A 22,149-nucleotide genomic window follows, 5' to 3' on the forward strand; every position below is an offset into this window, starting at 1 on the left:
GCGACCGCCGCCTCCCTCGTCACCCCCATGAGAAAATGGCGCAATATCGTCATATGGGGCACGCGGTCGGATGGGGCATGGGTCATGAAAGACACGGCGATCGACTACGCGGCGGTGTTCCGGGCCCTGCCCGGCATGGTGGCCCTGCTGACCCCCGACCTGGAGTTCGCCGACGCCAACGAGGAGTTCCTGCGCGGCGCGGGGCGCAGCCGCGAGCAGGTGGTCGGCCGCGCCCTCGTCGAGGTCTTCCCGGACAACCCGCACAACCCCTCGGCCAACGGCGTGCGCAACCTGGAGGCCTCCCTCCAGCGGGTGCTGGCCACCGGCGAGCGCGACGCCATGGCCCTCCAGCGCTACGACCTCGAGTCACCCGAACGGCCCGGCGAGTGGGAGGAGCGCTACTGGAGCCCGGTCAACGCTCCGGTGCACGGACCGGACGGCTCGGTGGTCCTGGTGGTGCACCGCGTCGAGGAGGTCACCGAGCTGATCCGGGCCCGCGGGACCAGCCGGACCAGGGACGGGGAGGGGAGCCAGCCCCGGATGCTGGAGGCCGAGCTGTACACGCGCGCCCGTGAACTCCAGGAGCTCAACGAACGCCTGCGACTGGCGCACGCCCGCGAACGCGAGGTGGCCCTCGCCCTCCAGGAGGCGATGCTGCCCGCCCGGCGGCAGGTCGGGCACCACCGTGCCGCCGTGCGCTACCGGCCCGCGGCCGGCGCGCTCAACGTGTGCGGGGACTGGTACGACCTGGTCGACCTCGTCGGCGGCAACCGCATCGGCGTGTCGGTCGGCGACGTCGTCGGGCACGGCCTGGCGGCCGCGGGGGTGATGGGGCAGCTGCGCAGCGCGCTCAGCGCCGCCTCCAGGGTCGCCAAGGGGCCTGCCGAGGCCCTGAACGTCCTCGGGCGGTACGCGCACGTCGTGGACGGCGCCGAATCGGCCACCGCGGTCACCACGTTCATCGACTGCGACCACCGGACCATCACGTACAGCAGCGCCGGGCACCCCCCGCCCGTGCTGGTGCACGCCGACGGCCGGGTCGAGTTCCTCGACCGGGCCACCGACACCCCGCTCGACGCCCGCCCGGACCCGGTCCCGCGGCCGCAGGCGGTCACCACCTACGACAGCGGGGCGATCCTCACGCTGTACACGGACGGCCTGGTGGAACGCCGCCACGAGGACATCGACACCGGCCTGGCCCGCCTCGCCGACGCCCTCTCCCGCCACCGGTCGGCGGACCCCGAGACCCTCGCCGACGCCGTGCTGCTGGAACTGCTGCCTCCCGGAGGCGCCACCGACGACACGGCGCTCGTCATCGTGCGGCTGTGAGGACGAGAGGCGCCCGGGCGGGTGACAGACCGTCAGGCGGCCGGGTACCGGCCGCACCCGCCCCCGCCTACACTGGCAGCCCACACATGCCGGTTGACCTGCCGGGACACGGCGGCCCCGCCGGACCGCCGGACTGAGGAGCGAAGCCTTGTTCTACTACCTCCTGAAGTACGTGGTGCTGGGACCGCTGCTGCGCCTGCTGTTCCGGCCCCGAATCGAGGGACTCGAGCACGTTCCGGCGTCCGGCGCGGCGATCGTCGCGGGCAACCACCTGTCGTTCTCGGACCACTTCCTGATGCCGGCGGTCCTCAAGCGGCGCATCACTTTCCTGGCGAAGGCCGAGTACTTCACGGGGCCCGGCATCAAGGGCCGGCTGACCGCGGCCTTCTTCCGCAGCGCCGGGCAGATCCCGGTCGACCGCTCCGGCAAGGAGGCCGGTCAGGCCGCGATCCGCGAGGGCCTCGGCGTGCTGAGCAAGGACGAGCTGCTCGGCATCTACCCGGAGGGCACCCGCTCGCACGACGGCCGCCTCTACAAGGGCAAGGTCGGTGTCGCGGTGATGGCCCTGAAGGCCGGTGTGCCGGTGGTCCCCTGCGCGATGATCGGCACCTTCGAGGCGCAGCCGCCCGGCAAGGTGATCCCCCGCCTCCGCCCCGTCGTCATCCGCTTCGGCGAGCCCCTCGACTTCTCCCGCTACGCGGGCATGGAGAACGAGAAGGCGGTCCTGCGCGCGATCACCGACGAGATCATGTACGCGATCCTGACGCTGTCGGAGCAGGAGTACGTCGACCAGTACGCGGCCGTGGTCAAGGCGGAGGAGGAGGCGGCCCGGGAGAAGGCGCGCAGGTTCCCCCGCCTGCCGCTGAGTCGAGGCCGGACGGACGGTACGGGCGAGGGGCGGCCGGTGTGATCCGGCCGCCCCTCGTCGTGGTGGCGGTGGTTACGGCTTGGGCGTGGCGTGCGGGGCGCAGGTCACGTCCGCGGTGTCGAGCCCGCCGGTGAGGAGGTAGGCGTCCACCCTCGTGTTGACGCAGGAGTTGACCAGGCTGGTGACGCCGTGGGAGCCCGCGTCCTTCTCGGTGATCAGGCGTGAGCCCTTGAAGCGCTGATGCAGTTCGACGGCGCCCCCGTAGGGGGTTGCCGCGTCCCGCTCGGCCTGCACGATCAGCACCGGCGGCAGGTCCTTGTGGCTCTTGACGTTCACCGGGGTCTGCTGCTTGACCGGCCAGGTGGCGCACGGCAGGTTCATCCAGGCGTTGGCCCAGGTCATGAACGGGTGGTCCCGGTGCAGCCGCGTGTTGTCGCGGTCCCACTTCCGCCAGCTGGTGGGCCACTTGGCGTCGGCGCACTCGACGGCCGTGTAGACCGCGTTGCCGTTCTCGGAGGCGGCGTTGCCGGCGGTGTCCGTCAGGTCGGGGGCGGCGGCGTCGACGAGGGCCTGGGTGTCACCGGCGACGTACTTGCTGAAGACGGTGGCGACCGGGACCCACGAGGAGTCGTAGTACGGGGCGCTCTGGAAGAAGGAGATCAGCTCGGCCGGGCCGACGACCCCGCCGATGGGGTTCTTCTTGGCGGTGGCGCGCAGCTCGAGCCACTTGGCCTGGACGGCGGCGCGGGTGGTGCCGAGGTGGAAGGTGGCGTCGTTGGCGGCGACCCAGTCCTGCCAGTCCTTCCAGCGGCCCTCGAAGGCGACGTCCTGGTCGAGGTTGGCCTCGTACCAGATCTTCTCGCGGGAGGGGTTGACCACGCTGTCGACGACCATGCGGCGCACGTGGCCCGGGAAGAGGGTGCCGTAGACGGCGCCGATGTAGGTGCCGTAGGAGACGCCGAGGAAGTTCAGCTTCTTCTCGCCGAGGGCGGCGCGGATGACGTCGAGGTCTCGCACGGTGTTCGGCGTGGTCATGTGCGGCAGCATCTCGCCGCTGCGCTCGTAGCAGCCCTGCGCGTACGCGCGGGCGAGCTTGCGCTGGGCGAGCTTGTCGGCCTCGGTGTCCGGGACCGGGTCGGCCTTGGGCGCCTTGACGAACTCCTGCGGGTCGACGCAGGAGATCGGCGCGGACTTGCCGACGCCGCGCGGGTCGAAGCCCACGAAGTCGTAGGCCTTGGCGACGTTGGCCCAGACGGGGGCCTTGGTGGTCACGCGGCGCGGGAAGCGCAGGCCGGAGCCGCCGGGGCCACCGGGGTTGTAGACGAGCGCACCCTGACGCTCCTCCTTCGTGCCCGTGTTGCCGATGCGGTCGACGGCGAGCTTGATCTGCTTGCCGTCGGGCTTGGCGTAGTCGAGCGGCACGGTGACCCAACCGCACTGGATCGGCTTCTCCAGGCCCCAGTCGGCGGGACAGTCCTGCCAGTCGATCCCGGCCTTCGCGGCGCGCTCCGCGGCGATCGCGGCACCCCGCATCTCCCGGTCCTGCCCCGCCCGGCCGCTGGTGGCGCTCGCCGTGGGGGCGGTGACCGCCCCGGCTATCAGCGTGGCGGTGACGAGCACACCGGCCGAGCCGAGCGCAGCCGTCCGCCTGTTCGATCGTATGTCCCTCAAGTGGGGCCCCTCCGTACACAGTTCCGACTGGTACGGGGATCCTTGCCGCTGTGAGGTTGCTGAGAACAGGCCCCGTTGGCCTTCTTTGCCAATCCGATAACCGGGGAAGCCGGTACCGCTGACCGGATGGAGGGGCGGATCAGGCCAGGGACGCGAGGGCCTCGTCCAGCACGCGCCGCAGCCGCAGCCCGTCCGGCGCGACGGCGGTCACCAGGGCGGCCGGCCCGGCGAGCGGCACGAGCGAGGCCTTGTCACCGAGAACCCGCGCGGTCACCGGTCGGTCACCGAACTCCGGCCGCGCGATGACCAGTTGCCCGAGGGCGCGGTGTCCCCCGAGAACCGCGGGCCCGTCCCAGCCGGCGGGAGCGCCCGGCCCGCAGGACAACTCCTGGTCGAGCACGGCCCGTCCGCCGACCCGCACGGCGAGGCGGCTGGTCAGGCGCCCGGGCTCCTCCCCCGCCCGCCCGAGCACCTGCTCCTCACGCAGCACGAGCCGTGCGCCGGGAGCGAGGTCGACGCGGGTGGTGACGTACAGGTCACTGCCCTTGGCCGAGATCAACGGCTCGGGAAGCCAGTGCAGTTCACCGCCGTCGGCGACGTCGATCCGGACGTCGTAGTGGGCCTCGTCCTTGATCTGGCCCGGCAGGGCGATGGTGGCGGCGGCCGAACCCAGGCGCAGCCGGGCGCCGCTCCCGACGGCCGTCTCGACGGCGAAGCGGTCGCCGCCGAGGGGTCCGCTCATCGCGCCGACGAGCACGACCCGTGCCTGGCCGCCGTCGCCGCCCCGGGTCCGCCGCAGCGCGAGGGGTCCGTCACTGTCGAGAACGGGCAGGGAGGTCCCCCCGCGCCCGTCCGCGCGCGCCCGGATCCGCGCGGTGGCGTGCACCCCGTTCATGTCACGCCACCCACGCGGCGAGCTGCGCCCGCACCCACGCGGCGACGTCCCGCACGCCGCTCTCGCTGCGCAGCGACTGGAAGACGACGGGCAGTTCGGCGCGCTGCGCCTTGGCGTCGGCGGCCATCCGGGCGAGGTCGGATCCGACGTACGGCGCGAGGTCGGTCTTGTTGACGATCAGCAGGTCGGCGGTGGTGACCCCCGGCCCGCCCTTGCGCGGGATGTCGTCCCCGCCGGCCACGTCGATGACGAAGATCTGCGCGTCCACGAGCCCCTTGGAGAAGGTGGCGGTGAGATTGTCCCCACCGGACTCGACGAGGATGAGATCGAGCGGCCCGACCTCGTCCTCCAGGTCCTCCACCGCTTCGAGGTTGGCGGAGATGTCGTCCCGGATGGCGGTGTGCGGGCAGGCGCCCGTCTCGACGGCCGTGATCCGCTCGGGCGGCAGCACGGCCTCCCGGAGGAGGAACTCGGCGTCCTCGCGCGTGTAGATGTCATTGGTGACGACGGCGAGGGACAGTTCCTCCCGCAGTGCCCGGCACAGGGCCGCCACGGTGGCCGTCTTCCCGGAGCCCACGGGCCCACCGAGCCCGATGCGCAGCGCGCGCCGGGCCCCGTCGGGGCGACGGGCGTCGGCACTGAGGGCCGGGGCGGTGTCGTGGGAGTGATCGAGGTGCATGTGCGACTCCTTCTGGCCAGGTACTACCAGCCCGCCGACGGCGGCTGACGAGTGCCGGTCGGGCGATTCACCCGCCGACGGCGGCCGCCTCCGGCGGCTGACGGACACCGGCCGGGCAGAAGCCCGTCCGGCGTCTGAGGACGAGGCCCGTTCAGGGCCGATGCGGGGGCCGAGGGGACGGCAGCCCCCGGGCGGGGGCGAGGGGGCGGAGCCCCTGGGGACGGGAAGGGTGAGGGCGGCGACACCGCCTCACGACGCGAACAGCCGCACCGGCCACCCCGCGTGCACCTCCGCCCCGATCTCCAGCAACGGCGCCGAGGCCGCCGGAAGCGCGTCGACCCCGACGGCCGGCACCGCCCGCCCCGACGCGACCGCCCGGTCCACCACCCGGTCCATCTCCGGCGCCAGCCGGCCCAGCACCGCCGTGGCGTCGAACGGGTCCAGGCTCAGCAGCCGCACCACCGCCGTCGACGGCCCGCTCACGCTCTCGTACGCCGCGCAGTACGCCGCGTCCTCGGGTCCCAGTCCGGCCGCCCGGGCGGCCAGCCCCAGCACCACCGGCTGATGAGCGCCCTTGGGGAACTCCCGTGCCAGTGCGTCCAGTTCGTCGCTCGGCCAGGTCGCCCGGGCGGCCCGCATCAACTGGCGGCCCAGCTTGCGCGCCACCACCCGCAGCGCGGGCGACGGCGTCCGCGCGTCGGCCGCCGCGTCGAGTCGCGACGGGTCGGCCCCCGCCGCGGCGGCCGCGGCCAGCGCCGCCGCCACCAGCCCCGCCGTGTGCAACCGGCCCCGGCAGAAGTCCTCCAGGCTCGCCGCCCCGGTGATCCGGCCGGCCTTGACGGCCTCCTCCGCCCCGCCGGAGTGCGCGTGCCCCCCGGCGGGAAAGCGGCCGTCGGCCAGGACGAGAAGCGCTGCCCCGGCCATCAGAACAGGAAGTAACGCTGGGCCATGGGCAGTTCGGCCGCCGGTGTCGCCTCGACGAGTTCCCCGTCGATGTGCACGGCGAAGCTGTCGGGGTCGACCTCGACCCGCGGCCGGGCGTCGTTCTCCCGCATGTCCGCCTTGGTGACCCCCCGCGTGGACTCGATGGCGACGAACCTCTTGCCGAGCTGCAACCGCTCCGGCAGTCCGTCCTCGATCGCGAGCGGCGCCACGAAGTTGAAGGAGTTGGCGGCCGGCGCCCGCCCGATCGCCCCGTACATCGGACGCGGCAGGACCGGCTGCGGGGTGGGGATGGAGGCGTTGGCGTCGCCCATCTGCGCGTAGGCGATCTGCCCGCCCTTGATGACGAGGAGCGGCTTGACGCCGAAGAACGCCGGTTCCCACAGGACGAGGTCGGCGAGCTTGCCGCTCTCGACGGAGCCGATCTCCCGGGCCAGCCCCTGCGCGAGCGCCGGGTTGATCGTGTACTTGGCGACGTACCGGCGGACGCGGTGGTTGTCGGCGCGGCCGTCCCCCGGCAGCGCGCCCCGCCGTCGCTTCATCACGTGCGCGGTCTGCCAGGTCCGCAGGATCACCTCGCCGACCCGGCCCATGGCCTGCGCGTCGGAGGAGATGATCGAGATGGCGCCGAGGTCGTGGAGGATGTCCTCCGCGCCGATCGTCGAGGGCCGGATCCGGGACTCGGCGAACGCCAGGTCCTCCGGCACCGCCGGGTTGAGGTGATGGCACACCATCAGCATGTCGAGGTGTTCCTCGGCGGTGTTGACGGTGAAGGGCCGCGTCGGGTTGGTCGAGCTCGGCAGCACGTGCGGCTCGGAGACGACGGTCATGATGTCCGGCGCGTGCCCGCCGCCCGCGCCCTCGGTGTGGTACGCGTGGATGCCGCGTCCGGCGATCGCGGCGAGCGTGTCGCCCACGAATCCGGCCTCGTTGAGGGTGTCCGTGTGGATGGCGACCTGAATGCCGGTCCGGTCGGCCACGGTCAGCGAGGCGTCGATGACGGCCGGGGTGGACCCCCAGTCCTCGTGCAGTTTCAGGCCCAGCGCGCCGCCACGGATCTGCGAGAGCATCGCCTCGTGCGAGACGGTGTTGCCCTTGCCGAGGAACCCGACGTTCAGCGGGTACTGCTCCATCGCCTCCAGCATGCGCGCCAGGTGCCACGGGCCGGGCGTCACGGTCGTCGCCTTGGAGCCCTCGGCCGGCCCGGTGCCGCCGCCGACCAGCGTGGTGACGCCCGCCGACAGCGCCTCGTCGGCGATCTGCGGGCAGATGAAGTGGACGTGCGCGTCGATGGCGCCGGCGGTGACGATCCGGCCGTTGCCGGCGATGACCTCGGTCTCCGGGCCGATCACCAGGTCGGGGTGCACCCCGTCCATGGTGTCCGGGTTGCCCGCCTTGCCGATGCCGGTGATCCGGCCGTCGCGGATGCCGATGTCGGCCTTGACGATGCCCCAGTGGTCCACGATGACGGCGCCGGTGATGACGGTGTCGGGCGTGCCCTCCGCGCGTGTGGAGCGCGCCTGCCCCATGGACTCCCGGATGACCTTGCCGCCGCCGAACACCGCCTCGTCCCCGGCGAGACCCGGACCGCCGGAACGATCCTCCTCGATCTCGACGATCAGGTCGGTGTCGGCGAGCCGGACCCGGTCGCCCGTGGTCGGGCCGAACAGATCGGCGTATGCGGCACGCGAGATCTCAGGCATCGAGGGCACCTCCGGTCTCCCCGCGCAGACCGGGCACCACACGGGCGCCGGTGAGGGGTACGAGTTCGACGTCCACGGGGATCCCGGGCTCGAAGCGCACGGCCGTGCCGGCGGCGACGTTCAGCCGCTTGCCGCGCGCCGCGGCGCGGTCGAACTCCAGACCGGGGTTGGCTTCGGCGAAGTGGTAGTGGGAGCCGACCTGGACGGGCCGGTCGGCGGCGTTGAGGACGGTGAGCCGGGTGACCTCGCGGCCCTCGTTGCAGACGATCGGGTCCTCGGCGAAGAGGATCTCTCCGGGAATCATCGAGGCCCCCGTCAGACGATCGGGTCGTGGACGGTGACGAGCTTGGTGCCGTCCGGGAAGGTCGCCTCGACCTGGACGTCGTGGATCATCTCGGGCACGCCCTCCATCACGTCGTCCCGGGTGAGCAGCCCGCGCCCGGAGGACATCAGCTCGGCGACGGTACGGCCGTCCCGGGCGCCCTCGAGGATGTGCGACGTGATGAGCGCGACCGCCTCGGGGTGGTTGAGCCTGAGCCCGCGGGCCCGGCGCTTCTCGGCGACGTCGGCCGCCACATGGATCAGCAGCCTCTCCTGCTCGTGCGGGGTCAGTTGCACGTCCCACCTCACATCCTCGCTCCGGGCCGTGCGGGACCCGGCTGCCGCGGCCACCGGGAAAAGACCCTGGTGGCGTGGAGGGGCAGGCTAATTGGAGTGCATTTCGAGCACGTTAACCAAGCTGTGATCCGGAGGCCTGCGGGTCCTCGCACGGCACGCTCATCAACGCGCGCAGACCGTCGCGCAGGATTTCCACCGGGGTGGGTCCGAACAGGGACTGCTGGGCGATGAAGCCCAGGACCGCGGCGATCATCGTGCGGGCCACGTGGTCGGGCGGGATGTCCGACCGCATCGTCCCGGCTTCCTGGTAGGCCTCGACGATGCGGCCCCAGGCCGCGCGCACCGAGCCGTATCCCTCGCGCAGGACGGCCGCCAGTTCCTCGTTGCGCGGGATCTCCGACCACACCTGGACGACCAGACGCGGGAAGGCGGGAACGCCGTCGAGGGTGAGTGACTCGCGCAGCCCGAGGGTCCGGCCGAGGACGGAGGGCACGAGGACGTCGGGCGAGGGGGGAGGACTCTGCCGGGCGGCCGCCTCGAAGGCCGCGCGGACCTCGCCCAGCACCTCCGAGACGATCGCGGTGATCAGTTCCTCCTTGCCGCTGAAGTAGCGGTAGACCGCCCCGGCCGAGAGGTCGGCCTCCTTCAGCACGTCCTGCATCGAGGTGGCGTGGAAGCCGTTGCGGGCGAAGCAGAGCGCGGCGGCGTCGAGGATCTGCCGACGGCGGGCGTCGAGGTGGGCCTGGGATACGCGTGCCATGGTCCACAACCTAAAACGAACGTTCCTTCTTGACAAGGGCCGCCCGACGGGCGCACGGTGGTGACACAACTAAAACGAACGATCCTTCTTTTTAACCGCCCGGCGGATCCCGCGAGAGGGAAGGGCCGGATCCCGCCGAACGGGAAGATCCAGAGGAGACACACCATGTCCACCGCTCCCGCCGCCTCCACCAGGGCCCCCGCCCGGCGCGTGCTCGCGGTCGTCGTCCTCGTCCCCGTCCTCGCGGCGCTCGCCCTGTGGGCGTTCGCCTGGCCCGCGGCCCGCACCGCGCCCCGCGACCTGCCGATCGGCGTGGCAGGCCCGGCCGCCGCGACCGCGCAGCTGGACGAGCGGCTGCGGCAGCGCGAGGGCGCCTTCGAGATCCATCACTACGACGACGAGGCCGCCGCCCGCGCCGCGATCGAGGACCGGACCGTATACGGCGCCGTGGTCGTCACCGCCCGGGGCCCCGAACTGCTCACCGCCTCGGCCGCGAGCCCGGTCGCCGCCCAGCTGTTGCAGCAGGCGGTGGCGGAGCGGGCCGCCGCCGAGGGCACCGAGGTGCGGACCGTGGACGTCGTCGCCGCCCCGGCGAAGGACCCGCGGGGCGCGGCCCTGAACGCGAGCGTGCTGCCTCTGGCGCTGGCCGGCATCGCCGCGGGCTCCGTGGTGACCCTGCTCGGCCTGCGCGGACTCCGCGCCGCGATGGCGCTGGCCGGCGCGGCCGCCCTGGTGGGCATGGTCGCGGTGGCGCTCGCGCACAGCTGGCTCGGGGTGCTCACCGGTGACTGGTGGGCCGAAGCCGCGACGCTCGGCCTGTCGACGCTGGCGGTGAGCGCGGCCGTGGCCGGGTGCGCCGCGCTGATCGGCCCGGCGGGCCTCGGACTGATGGCCTTCACGGTGATGTTCCTGGGCAACCCGTTCTCCGGGGCGGCCTCGGCCCCGCAGATGCTGCCCGAGCCGGCCGGCGTGATCGGCCAGTGGCTGCCGCCGGGTGCGGGGACGACGCTGCTGCGCTCGGTGTCGTTCTTCGACGGCGCGGCGGCGACCGGTCCCGCCCTGACCCTCACCTGGTGGGCGGCGCTGGGGCTCGGCGCGGTGCTGCTGGGCGACGCGATGAAGGCACGCGGCAAGGGCGCCGATCCGGCTGCCGAGCGGGAGCCCGCGCTCGCCGGCTGACCTGACCCGCCCGCCACCCGGCCGACCGTGCGCCCCCGCGGGGGCGCACGGTCTCGTGTTCGGCGTCAGGAGGGCGTCGTCCGCGGCACGGGCGTGGGCGCGGGGCGGCGGCTGCGCCTCAGGAGGGGTTCGGCCCCCGGTGCTCCGCCGCGATGCCGAACCGCTGCCGTTCGCGGGGAGCGGAGGCGACCTCCCGGACCGCCGACACCGAGCTGATCACCTGCTCCTCGGCCGGGGCGTCGAGCGCGTCGAGCCGCTCCAGGTCGGCGGCGGAGACGAGGGCGACGAGGGGCTTGCCGTGCCGCGTCACCACGACGCGCTCACCGCCGTACACCACCCGGTTGATCAGGTCGGCGAGCTCAGCCCTGGCTTGCGTCACCGGAATCTCGTAGGCCATGACCCCATTCTAACGTCACGTACATCCTGTACATTTTTTACAGACGTCGAAGGAGGGGTTCCCATGACCCGACCGTCCGCCCGCCATGTCCTGCCCGAGTTCACGGAGCGCACGAGTTCCGGGCACCGGACGCTGGATCCCTACTCCAAGCTGCTCGAGGAGCGGATCGTCCTGCTCGGGACACCGATCGACGACACGTCGGCGAACGACGTGACGGCCCAGTTCATGTACCTCGAGCACAAGGACCCGGACCGGGACATCTCGCTGTACATCAACTCCCCCGGCGGCTCGTTCAGCGCGATGTCGGCCGTCTACGACACGCTCCGCTTCCTCACGTGCGACGTGGAGACCGTCTGCCTGGGCCAGGCCGGCACGTCCGCCGCCGTCCTGCTGGCCGCCGGCACGCCGGGCAAGCGGTACGTCCTGCCGGGCGCGCGTGTCGTCATCCGCCAGCCGGCCCTGCCCGAGCCGGTCCAGGGCCAGGCCGGTGACCTGGCGATCCAGGCCCAGGAACTGACCCGCGTCCGCGCGCTGCTGGAGGAGATGCTCGTACGGCACACCGGGCGCCGTCCGGAGCAGGTGCGCGCGGACATCGAGCGGGACCGCGTCCTCGACGCGCGGGAGGCCGTGGCGTACGGGCTGGCGGACCGGATCGTCCCGGGCCGCAGGGACGCCGGCGACGCGCCGGGCGCGAGGTGAGCCGCCGATGCTGCCTCCCGAGCTGCCGCCGCTGCCCGCGCTGACCCGGGCCGAGGCCGAGCTGATCGACCGTTACCTGGAGGTGGTCGACCTGCTCGGCCGGATCAACCCCGCCCACCACGGCGACACCTACCGCGGACTGCGCGCGGCCCAGGCACTGGTCGGCCGGGCGACCGCGCTGCGGGACGCGCTGACGCTGATGCACCAGCGGGGCGAGAGCGAACTGCACGCGCCGACCCTCGCGCGGGCGCTGCGCGTCCTCGACGGGGAGCGCCGCACAGCGCGCGTCACGGTGCCTCCACTCCCCGACAGTTGACGCATCGGCGTCCGGACCCGGCCGTGTTCGCCGAGAGCGTGACGTCCGCACCGGAGTCGAAACGACCCAGAAGACGTACCCACGTTCGGCGTATCCGTGGCTGCTTTTTCCAGCCCACAGCGGTTGCGCGAATGAGGGGCCGAAAGGGCGGAAGGAGGGGTTCCAGTGCTGGTCCGGGGGCATTTCGTCGTCTTGACACCTGACCGGCCATCAGGGTGTCCACCCGAACGGGTGAGTGGTGAGTAACCCCACAAATCCCCGGTTGCGTTGGGATTTTCGGACATCGGTGCGCCAAGATCCCTGTCTGACGACAAGCCCCCGCCACAAGCGGCGGGGCGGTCCGGGCGGACGCCGAGTCCTGCCGCCGCCCGGATGACCGGTCGACAGAAGTGCATCGGCAGGAGTGGAGGACCCAAGCACGACGGGTCGCCGGAACGGTCACGCCATGACCGGGCCGAGCAGCCCTTGGGGTGAAGCCGCAGCAGCGGCCGGGCAACTTTGTCAGCCCGAATCCGACAGGTCATCCTTCACAGGCGGCTGACGAAGGGTTGCGCATGACTGCGCTCAATCGTGTCCCGTCGCTCATGGCCCGTGCCGGTACGGCCTCGGCCTTCGCCATCGCCGCCGTGGGCGGCTCGATCGTGGTCCCGGGTGTCGCCTCCGACGCCGCGGCCGCCACGCCCGCGAAGAAGGCACTCCAGGTCGCGGCTTCCAAGAAGGGCTCCCCCTACAAGTACGGCGCCACTGGGCCGAACAGGTTCGACTGCTCGGGGCTCACGCTGTACTCGTTCAAGAAGGCGGGCAAGAAGCTGCCGCGTACGGCGGCCCAGCAGTACAACAAGACCAAGCACATCTCGGCGAGCAACCGCAAGGCCGGCGACCTCGTGTTCTTCCACTCGGGGTCGAACGTGTACCACGTCGGCATCTACGCCGGTAAGGGCAAGATCTGGCACTCGCCGAAGACCGGCGACGTGGTGCGGCTGCAGAAGATCTGGACCAAGAGCGTCTGGTACGGCCGGGTCAAGTGACCCTCCGGGGTGGTGGCGGCGTCCTGACGCGCCGCCACCGCCCCGGAGATCCGCCCCCGGCCCCGCGGTGGCGGTTCGGGGAAGGACGGCCCCCTCAGGGCCGTCAGCGGCCCTCTGACGCGCGCCTCCCGTCCGGGGGCCGTATGCGCCCGGTCGCCGGCACGCGGCGGTCCCGCGGACCGCTGCGGTCACGTGGACCGGCTCCACCACGTGGGCCGGCACCGTCACGCGGACCGGCACGGTCGCGGGCCCATACGGTCGGCCGCGCCCCGGGTGAGCGGCCCGGCCCCGCGCCGAGCGGCTCGCGTGACCCGGTGCGCGGCCACCGGCCGAGCGGCCCCGACGGCGTCGCCCCCGCCCCCGCCGGTCACGGCTCCTGCTGACCCGCTGCCGGCACCGGTTCCACCGGAGCCGTCCACGGCAGTTCGATCAGGACCGTCTTGCCGCCCTCGCGAGTGGGGCGGACCCGTAGTCTGCCGCCGCACTCCGCGGTCAGCCAGCGGATGATCACCATGCCCCGGCCGTTGTCCTGCTGGACGGCGGCCGGCAGCCGTCTGGGGAAGCGCGGGTGGCTGTCGGTCACGCCCAGGCGCAGTTGTTCGTCGCGTTCGAGCACCAGGTCCACCGTGAAGGTGGGGGACTGCCCGAAGGTGTGCTGGACGGCGTTGGTGGCGAGCTCGGAGACGATGAGACGGATGGTGTCGGCCGCCTCCGTCTCCGCCGGAAGGCCCCACTCCCCCAACGTGGTCAGCACGAACGCGCGGGCCGTGGACACCGAGGCAGGATCGCTCGGCAGAGTGACGGATGCTTCCAGGTGGTCTGCCATGGCGACCTCGTCCCTTTCCCACGGGACCGGAGTCCGACACGGTGCGGATGGTTCGAGTACGGTCCCGGACTGGTGCTTCGTCGCCAGACTGCCATCACCGCGCCCGTCACGGGTGGCGATCCACCAAGGTATGCATATATCTGTCGCCCGATGCGGTGAACTCTGCCAGGGCAGAGCGTATGTGGACGGCTCGGGAGGAGTAAGGAGACTCCGATGCAGCACGGTCCCGCGGTACGCCGCCGGAAACTGGGGGCCGAACTGCGGGCCTTACGTGCCCGCCTGGGACTCACCAGTGGTGAGGCGGCCCGACTCGTGGGCTGGCACCAGTCGAAGGTGAGCCGGATCGAGACCGGCACCAGCGGTACGAAACCGGCCGATGTGCGGTTACTCCTCGACGCCTACGGCGTGGGCGATCCCCAACTGCGCGAACTGATGCTGGCGTTGGCCGGGTCGGCCGACAGCGGCGGACGGGACCACTGGGTGCACGCCTACCGCGGGGTGCTGCCGCCCGCCTACCGGGACTTCATCAGCCTGGAGTCGCAGGCGAGCGCGATGCGCACGCTGGAGACGACCGTGGTCCCGGGGCTGCTGCAGACGCCCGAGTACGCGCGGGCGGTGACCCGGGCCGCCCTCGAGGGCGCCGGCGAGGAGCAGTTGGACACGCTGGTGGAGGTGCGGCTGGCCCGGCAGGACGTGCTGCGCACCCGGCCGCCCCTGGAGTTGAACGCGGTGCTGGACGAGGCGGTGCTGCGGCGGGAGGTGGGCGGCCCCGAGGTCATGGCGAGGCAGCTGGAGCGGTTGGTGGAGGCGGCACGGCTGCCCCAAGTGAGGCTCCAGGTACTGCCGTTCAGCGCCGGGGCGCACATCGGCGTCACCGGGCCTTTCGTTATCTTCTCATTTTCGAGCACTTCTGATCTGGATGTGGTTGTTCTCGACCACTTGACGAGTAGCCTCTACCTCGAACGGAAAGAAGACCTCCAGGCCTACACCGAGGCCTTCGACGCCCTTCGGACGCACGCCCTTTCCCCCGAAGACACACTGGACTACCTCGCCGCGACAGCTGACGGCGCGTAGGGAGGCACCATGACCGCACTGCCTCGGAACGTTCCCTCCAGCACCGACCTGCACGACCGCCGCCATCCGCAGGGTCTGCGGTGGCTGCGCAGCAGCTACAGCACGGGAGCCAACAACTGCGTCGAGACGGCCCGTCCGGCCACCGGACCATGGGCCGGTCTGCTCGCCGTACGCGACTCCAAGAACCCGGCCGGACCCGCCCTGCTCTTCTCCCCCGAGAGCTGGACGGGCTTCACGGCCGCGCTCCGCTGACCCCCGTCCTTCCCCACCCGTCCACGGGACTACCCGTCACGCCGGTGCGCGACCGTGTCACGCCGACTCACGGCCGTGCGCCGTCGATCACCAGTACAGCGCGTTCGATCTGAGCCTCGGAGAGGTCCGCGCGGGCGGTCAGCCTCAGACGCGAGATGCCGTCGGGCACGGAAGGAGGCCGGAAGCAGCCCACGGCCAGGCCTGCCGCCCGGCAGTCCGCCGCCCAGCGCACGGCCTGTTCCGGGGACGGCGCACGCACGGAGACGACCGCGGCGTCCGGACGGACCGCCTCCAGACCCGCGGCCGTCAGCCGCGCGTGCAGTTCACCCGCCACCGCACGCGCGCGTGCCGCGCGTTCCGGCTCCCGGCGCAGCAGCCTCAAGGCCGCCAGGGCCGCGCCCGCCGCCGCCGGGGCGAGGCCCGTGTCGAAGATGAACGTCCGGGCCGCGTTGACCAGATGGTCGATCACGCGCGCGGGACCGAGCACGGCTCCGCCCTGGCTGCCGAGCGACTTGGACAGCGTCACCGTGACGACGACGTCCTCGGCGCCGGCCAGCCCCGCCGCGTGCGGGGCACCGCGCCCGCCGTCACCGAGGACGCCGAGCCCGTGGGCGTCGTCGACGACCAGCCCGGCGCCGTGGTCCCGGCACGCCCCGGCCAGGGCGGCCAGCGGGGCCGCGTCGCCGTCGACCGAGAAGACCGTGTCGGAGACCGCCACCGCCGGACCGTCGTGGGTGCCGAGCGCCTTGCGCACCGCGTCGGGGTCGGCGTGCGCGGCGACCTGGGTGGTGCCGCGGGCCAGCCGGCAGCCGTCGATGAGCGAGGCGTGGTTGCCCGCGTCGGAGACGATCAGGGAGCCGTGCGGGGCCAGCGCGGTGACCGCGGCGAGGTTGGCGGCGTAGCCGGAGGAGAAGACCAGGGCCGCCTCGAAGCCGCAGAAGTCGGCCAGTTCCCGCTCCAGTTCGGTGTGCAGCTCGGTGGTGCCGGTGACGAGCCGGGAACCGGTCGCGCCCCCGCCCCAGGTCCGGGCGGCCCGCGCCGCGCCCTCGGTGACCTCGGGGTGGTGGGCCAGGCCCAGGTAGTCGTTGCTCGCGAGGTCGAGGAGCGGCGAGTCGGCCGGCCGGGGCCGCAGGGTCCGTACCAGTCCGGCACGGCGGCGCAGCTCCGCCTGTTCGTCGATCCAGCCGAACGCCATGGCTCCTCCGGGGCTTTTGTAGGTAGCGGACAGACACTAGCCGTAGGACCGGCCACCCATGGTGTGGCAATACCCACACGTCGAACCGGGTGTGTTGTGTGATCCCTACCTTGGCCCGGAGCGGGTCCGTAGGACAGGATCGGCTCTCATGGACCTGCTGAACACGCTGGTGGACAAGGGGCTTCGGCGCGAGCTGCCGACCCGCGAGGAAGCGCTGGCCGTCCTCGCGACGTCCGACGACGACCTGCTCGATGTGGTGGCCGCGGCCGGGAAGGTGCGCCGGCACTGGTTCGGGCGACGGGTGAAACTCAACTATCTCGTCAACCTGAAGTCGGGGCTGTGCCCCGAGGACTGCTCCTACTGCTCCCAGCGGCTGGGCTCCACGGCCGGGATCCTCAAGTACACCTGGCTCAAGCCCGACGAGGCCTCCCAGGCGGCGGCCGCGGGGCTGGCCGGCGGTGCCAAGCGGGTGTGTCTGGTGGCGTCCGGGCGCGGCCCGACCGACCGGGACGTGGACCGGGTCTCGGAGACCATCAAGGCGATCAAGGAGCAGAACGAGGAGGTCGAGGTGTGCGCCTGCCTCGGCCTGCTCTCCGACGGCCAGGCGGAGCGGCTGCGCGAGGCGGGCGCCGACGCCTACAACCACAACCTGAACACGTCCGAGGGGACGTACGCGGACATCACGACCACGCACACGTACGCCGACCGGGTGGACACGGTGCAGAAGGCGCACGCGGCGGGGCTGTCCGCCTGCTCGGGTCTGATCGCGGGCATGGGTGAGAGCGACGAGGACCTGGTCGACGTGGTCTTCGCGCTGCGCGAGCTGGACCCCGACTCGGTTCCGGTCAACTTCCTGATCCCGTTCGAGGGCACCCCGCTGGCCAAGGAGTGGCATCTCACCCCGCAGCGGTGTCTGCGGATCCTGGCCATGGTGCGGTTCGTGTGCCCGGACGTGGAGGTGCGGATCGCGGGCGGACGTGAGGTCCATCTGCGCACGATGCAGCCGCTCGCGCTGCACCTGGCCAACTCGATCTTCCTCGGTGACTACCTGACCAGCGAGGGCCAGGCGGGCAAGGCCGACCTGGAGATGATCGCGGACGCCGGTTTCGAGGTGGAGGGCGCGGACCGGGTGACGCTGCCGGAGCACCGGGCCGCCGGCGGGGGCTGCGGGTCGCACGAGAGCGCGGGGTGCGGATCGCACGAGAGCGCGGGCTGCGGATCGCACGAGGGGGGCGGTGTCTGTGGTTCCGCCGCGGCCGCGCCCACCGGTGAGCCGCGTACGGACCTGGTCGCCGTACGCCGCCGGGGTGCCGGGACGGACCTCGCGCCCAATGCCTGAGCTGAGCGTGTCCGAGCTGCTGGACCTCGACCGGCGGCATGTGTGGCATCCGTACGGTCCGATGCCCGGCCGGGTCGAGCCGCTCGTCGTGGAGTCGGCGAGCGGGGTGCGGCTGCGGCCGGCGGACGGTTCGGCCGACCTGGTGGACGGCATGTCGTCCTGGTGGTCGGCGATCCACGGCTACAACCACCCGGTGCTCAACGAGGCCGCGCGCGAGCAGCTCGGACGGATGAGCCACGTGATGTTCGGCGGGCTCACCCACGAGCCCGCCGTACGACTGGCGAAACTCCTTGTCGACATGTCGCCCGACGGCCTGGAGCATGTGTTCCTCGCCGACTCGGGGTCGGTGTCGGTCGAGGTCGCGGTCAAGATGTGCCTCCAGTACTGGCGCTCGCTGGGCCGTCCGGGCAAGCGCCGGCTGCTGACCTGGCGCGGCGGCTACCACGGCGACACCTGGCAACCGATGTCGGTGTGCGACCCCGAGGGCGGGATGCACGACCTGTGGACCGGGGTGCTGCCCCGCCAGGTCTTCGTGGACCCGCCCCCCGCCGCCTACGAGGAGGCGTACGCGGAGCAGCTGCGCGCCGCGGTCGAGCGGCACGCCGACGAGCTGGCCGCGGTGATCGTCGAGCCCGTGGTGCAGGGCGCGGGCGGGATGCGGTTCCACTCGCCGGCGTATCTGCGGGTGCTGCGCGAAGCCTGCGACGCGCACGACGTGCTGCTGGTGTTCGACGAGATCGCGACCGGGTTCGGGCGCACCGGCTCCCTGTTCGCGGCCGGGCACGCGGCGGTGACGCCGGACGTGATGTGCGTCGGCAAGGCGCTGACCGGCGGCTACCTGACGATGGCGGCGACCCTGTGCACGGCGCGGGTGGCCGACGGCATCTCGCGGGGCGAGGTCCCGGTCCTCGCGCACGGGCCGACCTTCATGGGCAACCCGCTGGCGGCGGCCGTCGCCTGCGCCTCGATCGAGCTCCTGCTCGGGCAGGACTGGCTCGCGGAGGTCAAGCGGATCGAGGCGGGGCTGCGCGAGGGACTGGCTCCCGCGCGTGAGGTGCCGGGCGTGAAGGACGTACGGGTGCTCGGCGCGATCGGGGTCGTCCAGCTGGGCCACGCGGTGGACATGAAGGCCGCCACGGACGCCGCCGTGCGGGAGGGCGTGTGGCTGCGGCCGTTCCGCGACCTCGTCTACACGATGCCTCCGTACGTCACCGGCGACGCGGACGTGGCACGGATCGCACGCGCGGTGTGCGCGGCGGCACGGGAGGGATGAGCATGCCGATCCTGGTGATCACGGGAACGGGCACGGAGGTCGGCAAGACCGTCACGACCGCGGCGCTCGCCGCGTCGGCGCTCGGGGCCGGCCGCTCGGTGGCCGTACTGAAGGCCGCCCAGACCGGCGTCGGGCCGGACGAGCGCGGGGACGCCGAGGAGGTCGCGCGGCTGGCGGGTGCGGTCACGCCGGCGGAGGTCGCCCGCTTCCCCGACCCGCTGGCGCCCGCGACGGCGGCCCGGCGGGCCGGCCGGGAACCGGTGCGCCCGCGTGAGGTCGCCGAGGCCGCCGCCAAGCTGGCCGCCGAGCACGACCTGGTCCTCGTCGAGGGCGCGGGCGGGCTGCTGGTCCGCTTCGACGAGGCGGGCGGGACGCTGGCCGACGCGGCGGAGCTGCTGCGGGCACCGGTGCTGGTGGTGGCCTCGGCGGGCCTGGGCACGCTGAACACCACGGAGCTGACGGCCCGGGAACTGCGCTCGCGGAGCGTGGAGTTGCTCGGGGTGGTCATCGGCAGCTGGCCCGGCTCCCCCGATCTGGCGATGCGGTGCAACGTCACCGACCTGCCGGACGTCGCCGGCGCCCCGCTGCTGGGGGCGCTGCCCGACGGTGCCGGATCGCTCGCGCCGGCCGACTTCCGTGCGCAGGCGCCGGGCTGGCTGGCACCGCGGCTGGACGGCAGGTGGGAGGCGGAGGCGTTCCGGGCGAGGACCGCGCCCCGAGCGTTCCGCCAGAGCGCGGTACCGGACTCCTGACCGCCGGAAGGCCCTAACCGCCGTCCCCCTCCCCTTCCTCGAGCAGCCGGACCAGTTCGATGCGGGAGCGGATGCCCAGGCGGGTGAAGACGCCTCGCAGGTGGTGGTCGATGGTGCGGGGGCTGAGGGCGAGGCGGGCGGCGATCTCGCGGTTGGTGGCGCCCTCGGCCGCCATGCGGGCGACGCGCAGTTGCTGGGCGGTCAGGTGGGCCGTGCGGCTCTCGGGCGCGCGCCGGCCGGCGGCGGGGGCGCCGAGGGCGCGCAGTTCCGTGCGGGCGCGGTCGGCGCAGTGCGGTGCGCCGAAGGCCTCGAACGCCTCCAGCGCGCCGTGCAGTCGCTCCCGGGCCTCCGTGCGGCGGCGCAGTCGGCGCAGGGCACCGCCGAACAGCAGTTCCGTGTGGGCCCGTTCGAAGGCGCGGGTGCCCTGGGCATGCAGGTCCAGTGCGGTGCGGTAGTGGTCGACGGCGTCGGCACCCGGGGTGAGCAGGGCCCGGCAGCGGGCGCTGAGGGCCAGGTCGTCGGGGCTGCCGACGGCGCGGGCCCAGCGGTCGTAGTCGGCGTGGGCGGCGCGCGCCGCCCGGGTGTCGTCCGTGCGGACGGCGGCCTCGACGTAGTGCGGGGTGGCGAGGTGGCGGACGGCCCGGTGACCGTGGCCGGGGCCGAACCCGGCGAGGGCGCGCAGCCGGGCCGCGGCGGCGTCGTGGCGGCCGTGACCGAGGTCGAGGAAGGCGAGCGCCCACTGGGCCAGCGCGGCGGGCAGGCCCAGCCCGTGGGCGAGGGCGTGGGAGCGGGCGGCGGCGGCCCGTTCGCGGCACAGGTCGGCGTCGCCGGTGAGCGCCGCGAACATGGCGAGCGCGGCCTGCAGATGGCAGGCGCCGTTGTCCTGTCCGGTGGCGTACGCCTGGCGCAGGGCGTCGAGGGCGGCGGCCTCGGCGGCACGGGTGCGGCCGGTCCAGAAGTCGGCGTAGGCGCGGAACTCCATGGCCTGGGACACGACGGGGGTGATGCCCCGGGTGCGGGCGGCGGCGGCCGCCCGGACGGTGGCGGTGGTGGCGCGGGTGTGGTCGCCGAGCATCAGGGCGGCCATGGCCGCGTGGACGAGGAGGGTGGGGTCGCCGCCCGGCCCGCAGCGGCCGGCGGTCGCTTCCAGCAGGTTCCGCGCGTCCTCGTACCGCCCGTCGACAGCCGCCGCGAGTCCGGCGAGCACGCCCGGCGGTGCGATGCCGAGCCGTCGGGCGGCGCGGACGGCCTCGCGGCAGCGGCGCAGGTCGCCCGTGTAGACGGCGGCCTCGGCGGCGCGGGCGAGGAGGTGGCGGGCGTTCGCCTCGGCCGTCCCCACGGGTCCGTTCGCCTCGGCCGTCCCCGCCTGCCTCGTCCCCTCGGCCGTCCCCGCCGGTCCGTTCGCCGTGCCCGCGACCCGTACGGCGCCCTGCAGCAGGGTGTCGAACGCCTCCCCCGCGTGGCCCGTCCGCAGGGCGAGGAGGCCGTCCGTGGCCTCGGCCGGGGTGCGGGCGGCGAGGAGGCGGGCTCGGTTGCCGTCGCCGGAGTTCCAGGCGTCGGTGGCGGCCTCGGCGAGGAGGCGGGCCTGTTCGCGCGGGCCCGGGGCGAGGGCCGCGGCGCGCTCGGCGAGGGCGGCGGCGAGGGCCGGGTCCCCGGCGTCGCGGGCCTGTGCGGCGGCCGTCGTCAGCTCCGCCGCGAGCCGGCCGCTGGGGCCGAGGGCGCCCGCTCCCCGGTGCCAGGACCGCCGGGGACCCTCGCCCGCCCCGTGCAGGACGCGGGCGAGCAACCGGTGGACGTCGCGCCGGTCGGCCGGGCCTGCCGCCTCGTAGGCGGCGATCCGGGTCCACGGGTCGACGAAGCCGACGCCGTCGGTGGTGGCGTGGGCCAGGCCGGCGGCCTCGGCGGCCTCCAGCGGCCGGATGTCGAGGCGGGCGGCGGCGACGGCCCGCGGGAAGGCGTGGGTGGCGACCGGGTACTGGTCGGCCGCGGCGAGCAGGAGCAGCAGCCGTGTGTCGTCCGGCAGCGCCCGTACGGCGCGGCGGCGGGCGGCGAGCAACGCGGGTGCCAGTCGCGCCGGTTCGGCGGGCAGCGGGTCGAGGCCGGCCGCCTGACGTTCGGTCAGCCGCGCCGCGAGTTCGGCGGCCGCCCGCGGATCGCCGTACACCTGGCGCAGCACCCGGATGCGGACGCGTTCGGGGAGCGCGGAGGGCGGGCGCTGCCACGGGTCCGGGAGCGGCGGTGGCGAAGTGCGGTCGAGGGGTGGGGGGTTCACCGGAGTCACCACACAAGTGACGTTACCGATCGGTTACTTGAACCGTAAAGACCGGCGATTTCACCGATGCGGCGCGCGTAGA

23 protein-coding genes and 1 riboswitch are annotated in these 22,149 nt (G+C 73.4%); of the genes, 11 read left to right on the plus strand and 12 right to left on the minus strand.

Annotated features, from left to right (window positions below):
• Window positions 1-84 precede the first annotated feature (84 nt).
• Both ACIBBD_RS05610 and ACIBBD_RS05615 read left to right on the plus strand, forming a co-directional pair.
• The gene (locus tag ACIBBD_RS05610; protein WP_399417991.1) at window positions 85-1,329 is read left to right on the plus strand and encodes a PP2C family protein-serine/threonine phosphatase; all 1,245 of its coding nucleotides are present in this window, start codon (window positions 85-87) and stop codon (window positions 1,327-1,329) included.
• Window positions 1,330-1,477: 148 nt separating this feature from the next.
• Window positions 1,478-2,239 (plus strand): lysophospholipid acyltransferase family protein, encoded by a 762-nt coding sequence (locus ACIBBD_RS05615; RefSeq protein ID WP_399417992.1) that lies wholly within the window; start codon window positions 1,478-1,480, stop codon window positions 2,237-2,239.
• A 30-nt stretch (window positions 2,240-2,269) separates the two neighbouring features.
• Here the strand turns inward: ACIBBD_RS05615 and ACIBBD_RS05620 are convergent, their stop codons facing one another.
• The 8 genes from ACIBBD_RS05620 to ACIBBD_RS05655 all read right to left on the minus strand — a co-directional run bounded on the left by ACIBBD_RS05620 (window position 2,270) and on the right by ACIBBD_RS05655 (window position 9,465).
• Window positions 2,270-3,868 (minus strand): alpha/beta hydrolase, encoded by a 1,599-nt coding sequence (locus ACIBBD_RS05620; protein WP_399417993.1) that lies wholly within the window; start codon window positions 3,866-3,868, stop codon window positions 2,270-2,272.
• Window positions 3,869-4,007: 139 nt separating this feature from the next.
• Window positions 4,008-4,763, minus strand: coding sequence for an urease accessory protein UreD (locus ACIBBD_RS05625; RefSeq protein WP_399417994.1), 756 nt, complete (start codon window positions 4,761-4,763; stop codon window positions 4,008-4,010).
• 1 nt (window position 4,764) lies between these two features.
• Entirely contained in the window at window positions 4,765-5,442 is a 678-nt protein-coding gene (gene ureG, locus ACIBBD_RS05630) for an urease accessory protein UreG (RefSeq protein WP_399417995.1), read from the minus strand.
• A gap of 249 nt (window positions 5,443-5,691) precedes the next feature.
• Complete coding sequence (locus ACIBBD_RS05635) at window positions 5,692-6,366, minus strand: urease accessory protein UreF (protein ID WP_399417996.1); 675 nt, start codon at window positions 6,364-6,366, stop codon at window positions 5,692-5,694.
• Complete coding sequence (locus tag ACIBBD_RS05640) at window positions 6,366-8,087, minus strand: urease subunit alpha (protein WP_399417997.1); 1,722 nt, start codon at window positions 8,085-8,087, stop codon at window positions 6,366-6,368. The genes ACIBBD_RS05635 and ACIBBD_RS05640 overlap by 1 nt, the downstream gene beginning before the upstream one ends.
• Complete coding sequence (locus tag ACIBBD_RS05645; RefSeq protein ID WP_399417998.1) at window positions 8,080-8,391, minus strand: urease subunit beta; 312 nt, start codon at window positions 8,389-8,391, stop codon at window positions 8,080-8,082. Before ACIBBD_RS05645 ends, ACIBBD_RS05640 begins: the two co-directional genes overlap by 8 nt.
• An 11-nt stretch (window positions 8,392-8,402) precedes the next feature.
• Window positions 8,403-8,705, minus strand: a complete 303-nt coding sequence (locus ACIBBD_RS05650; protein ID WP_399417999.1) for an urease subunit gamma — start codon at window positions 8,703-8,705, stop codon at window positions 8,403-8,405.
• Between the two features lie 112 nt (window positions 8,706-8,817).
• Window positions 8,818-9,465: a TetR/AcrR family transcriptional regulator gene (locus ACIBBD_RS05655; protein WP_399418000.1), complete on the minus strand. Its 648-nt coding sequence runs from the start codon at window positions 9,463-9,465 to the stop codon at window positions 8,818-8,820.
• Between the two features lie 165 nt (window positions 9,466-9,630).
• Between ACIBBD_RS05655 and ACIBBD_RS05660 the strand changes: the two genes are divergently transcribed.
• Window positions 9,631-10,644, plus strand: coding sequence for an ABC transporter permease (locus ACIBBD_RS05660; protein ID WP_399418001.1), 1,014 nt, complete (start codon window positions 9,631-9,633; stop codon window positions 10,642-10,644).
• Between the two features lie 118 nt (window positions 10,645-10,762).
• On the opposite strand, the gene ACIBBD_RS05665 is transcribed toward ACIBBD_RS05660, so the two are convergent.
• Complete coding sequence (locus ACIBBD_RS05665) at window positions 10,763-11,041, minus strand: type II toxin-antitoxin system Phd/YefM family antitoxin (protein WP_399418002.1); 279 nt, start codon at window positions 11,039-11,041, stop codon at window positions 10,763-10,765.
• 63 nt (window positions 11,042-11,104) lie between these two features.
• Here ACIBBD_RS05665 and ACIBBD_RS05670 point away from each other — a divergent pair, with 63 nt between their 5' ends.
• From ACIBBD_RS05670 to ACIBBD_RS05680, 3 genes are all read left to right on the plus strand, one after another.
• Entirely contained in the window at window positions 11,105-11,740 is a 636-nt protein-coding gene (locus ACIBBD_RS05670) for an ATP-dependent Clp protease proteolytic subunit (protein WP_399418003.1), read from the plus strand.
• Window positions 11,741-11,747: 7 nt separating this feature from the next.
• Window positions 11,748-12,056, plus strand: a complete 309-nt coding sequence (locus tag ACIBBD_RS05675; protein ID WP_399418004.1) for a hypothetical protein — start codon at window positions 11,748-11,750, stop codon at window positions 12,054-12,056.
• Between the two features lie 349 nt (window positions 12,057-12,405).
• Window positions 12,406-12,607: riboswitch (cyclic di-AMP (ydaO/yuaA leader) on the plus strand.
• Window positions 12,608-12,610: 3 nt separating this feature from the next.
• Complete coding sequence (locus tag ACIBBD_RS05680) at window positions 12,611-13,084, plus strand: C40 family peptidase (RefSeq protein WP_399418005.1); 474 nt, start codon at window positions 12,611-12,613, stop codon at window positions 13,082-13,084.
• 367 nt (window positions 13,085-13,451) lie between these two features.
• On the opposite strand, the gene ACIBBD_RS05685 is transcribed toward ACIBBD_RS05680, so the two are convergent.
• Window positions 13,452-13,910 (minus strand): ATP-binding protein, encoded by a 459-nt coding sequence (locus tag ACIBBD_RS05685; RefSeq protein ID WP_399418006.1) that lies wholly within the window; start codon window positions 13,908-13,910, stop codon window positions 13,452-13,454.
• Between the two features lie 213 nt (window positions 13,911-14,123).
• Here ACIBBD_RS05685 and ACIBBD_RS05690 point away from each other — a divergent pair, with 213 nt between their 5' ends.
• Entirely contained in the window at window positions 14,124-14,984 is an 861-nt protein-coding gene (locus ACIBBD_RS05690) for a helix-turn-helix domain-containing protein (protein ID WP_399418007.1), read from the plus strand.
• A gap of 9 nt (window positions 14,985-14,993) precedes the next feature.
• Window positions 14,994-15,236, plus strand: a complete 243-nt coding sequence (locus tag ACIBBD_RS05695; protein ID WP_399418008.1) for a DUF397 domain-containing protein — start codon at window positions 14,994-14,996, stop codon at window positions 15,234-15,236.
• A 67-nt stretch (window positions 15,237-15,303) separates the two neighbouring features.
• Here ACIBBD_RS05695 and ACIBBD_RS05700 read toward each other — a convergent pair whose 3' ends face one another.
• Window positions 15,304-16,431: an 8-amino-7-oxononanoate synthase gene (locus ACIBBD_RS05700; RefSeq protein WP_399418009.1), complete on the minus strand. Its 1,128-nt coding sequence runs from the start codon at window positions 16,429-16,431 to the stop codon at window positions 15,304-15,306.
• Window positions 16,432-16,579: 148 nt separating this feature from the next.
• Here ACIBBD_RS05700 and bioB point away from each other — a divergent pair, with 148 nt between their 5' ends.
• Genes bioB through bioD form a run of 3 tightly spaced genes read left to right on the plus strand, consistent with a single transcriptional unit; the run spans window position 16,580 to window position 19,795 of the window.
• On the plus strand, window positions 16,580-17,770 hold the full coding sequence (bioB, locus tag ACIBBD_RS05705) for a biotin synthase BioB (RefSeq protein ID WP_399418010.1): 1,191 nt from the start codon (window positions 16,580-16,582) through the stop codon (window positions 17,768-17,770).
• Window positions 17,763-19,043 carry an adenosylmethionine--8-amino-7-oxononanoate transaminase gene (locus ACIBBD_RS05710; RefSeq protein ID WP_399418011.1) on the plus strand — a complete coding sequence of 427 codons (1,281 nt, stop codon included), beginning with the start codon at window positions 17,763-17,765 and terminating at the stop codon, window positions 19,041-19,043. The genes bioB and ACIBBD_RS05710 overlap by 8 nt, the downstream gene beginning before the upstream one ends.
• A 2-nt stretch (window positions 19,044-19,045) precedes the next feature.
• The gene (bioD, locus tag ACIBBD_RS05715) at window positions 19,046-19,795 is read left to right on the plus strand and encodes a dethiobiotin synthase (protein WP_399418142.1); all 750 of its coding nucleotides are present in this window, start codon (window positions 19,046-19,048) and stop codon (window positions 19,793-19,795) included.
• A gap of 13 nt (window positions 19,796-19,808) precedes the next feature.
• Here bioD and ACIBBD_RS05720 read toward each other — a convergent pair whose 3' ends face one another.
• Window positions 19,809-22,076 (minus strand): LuxR C-terminal-related transcriptional regulator, encoded by a 2,268-nt coding sequence (locus tag ACIBBD_RS05720; protein WP_399418143.1) that lies wholly within the window; start codon window positions 22,074-22,076, stop codon window positions 19,809-19,811.
• Window positions 22,077-22,149: the final 73 nt, after the last annotated feature.

It is taken from the genome of Streptomyces sp. NPDC051315, assembly GCF_044455165.1.
GTDB lineage: Bacteria > Actinomycetota > Actinomycetes > Streptomycetales > Streptomycetaceae > Streptomyces.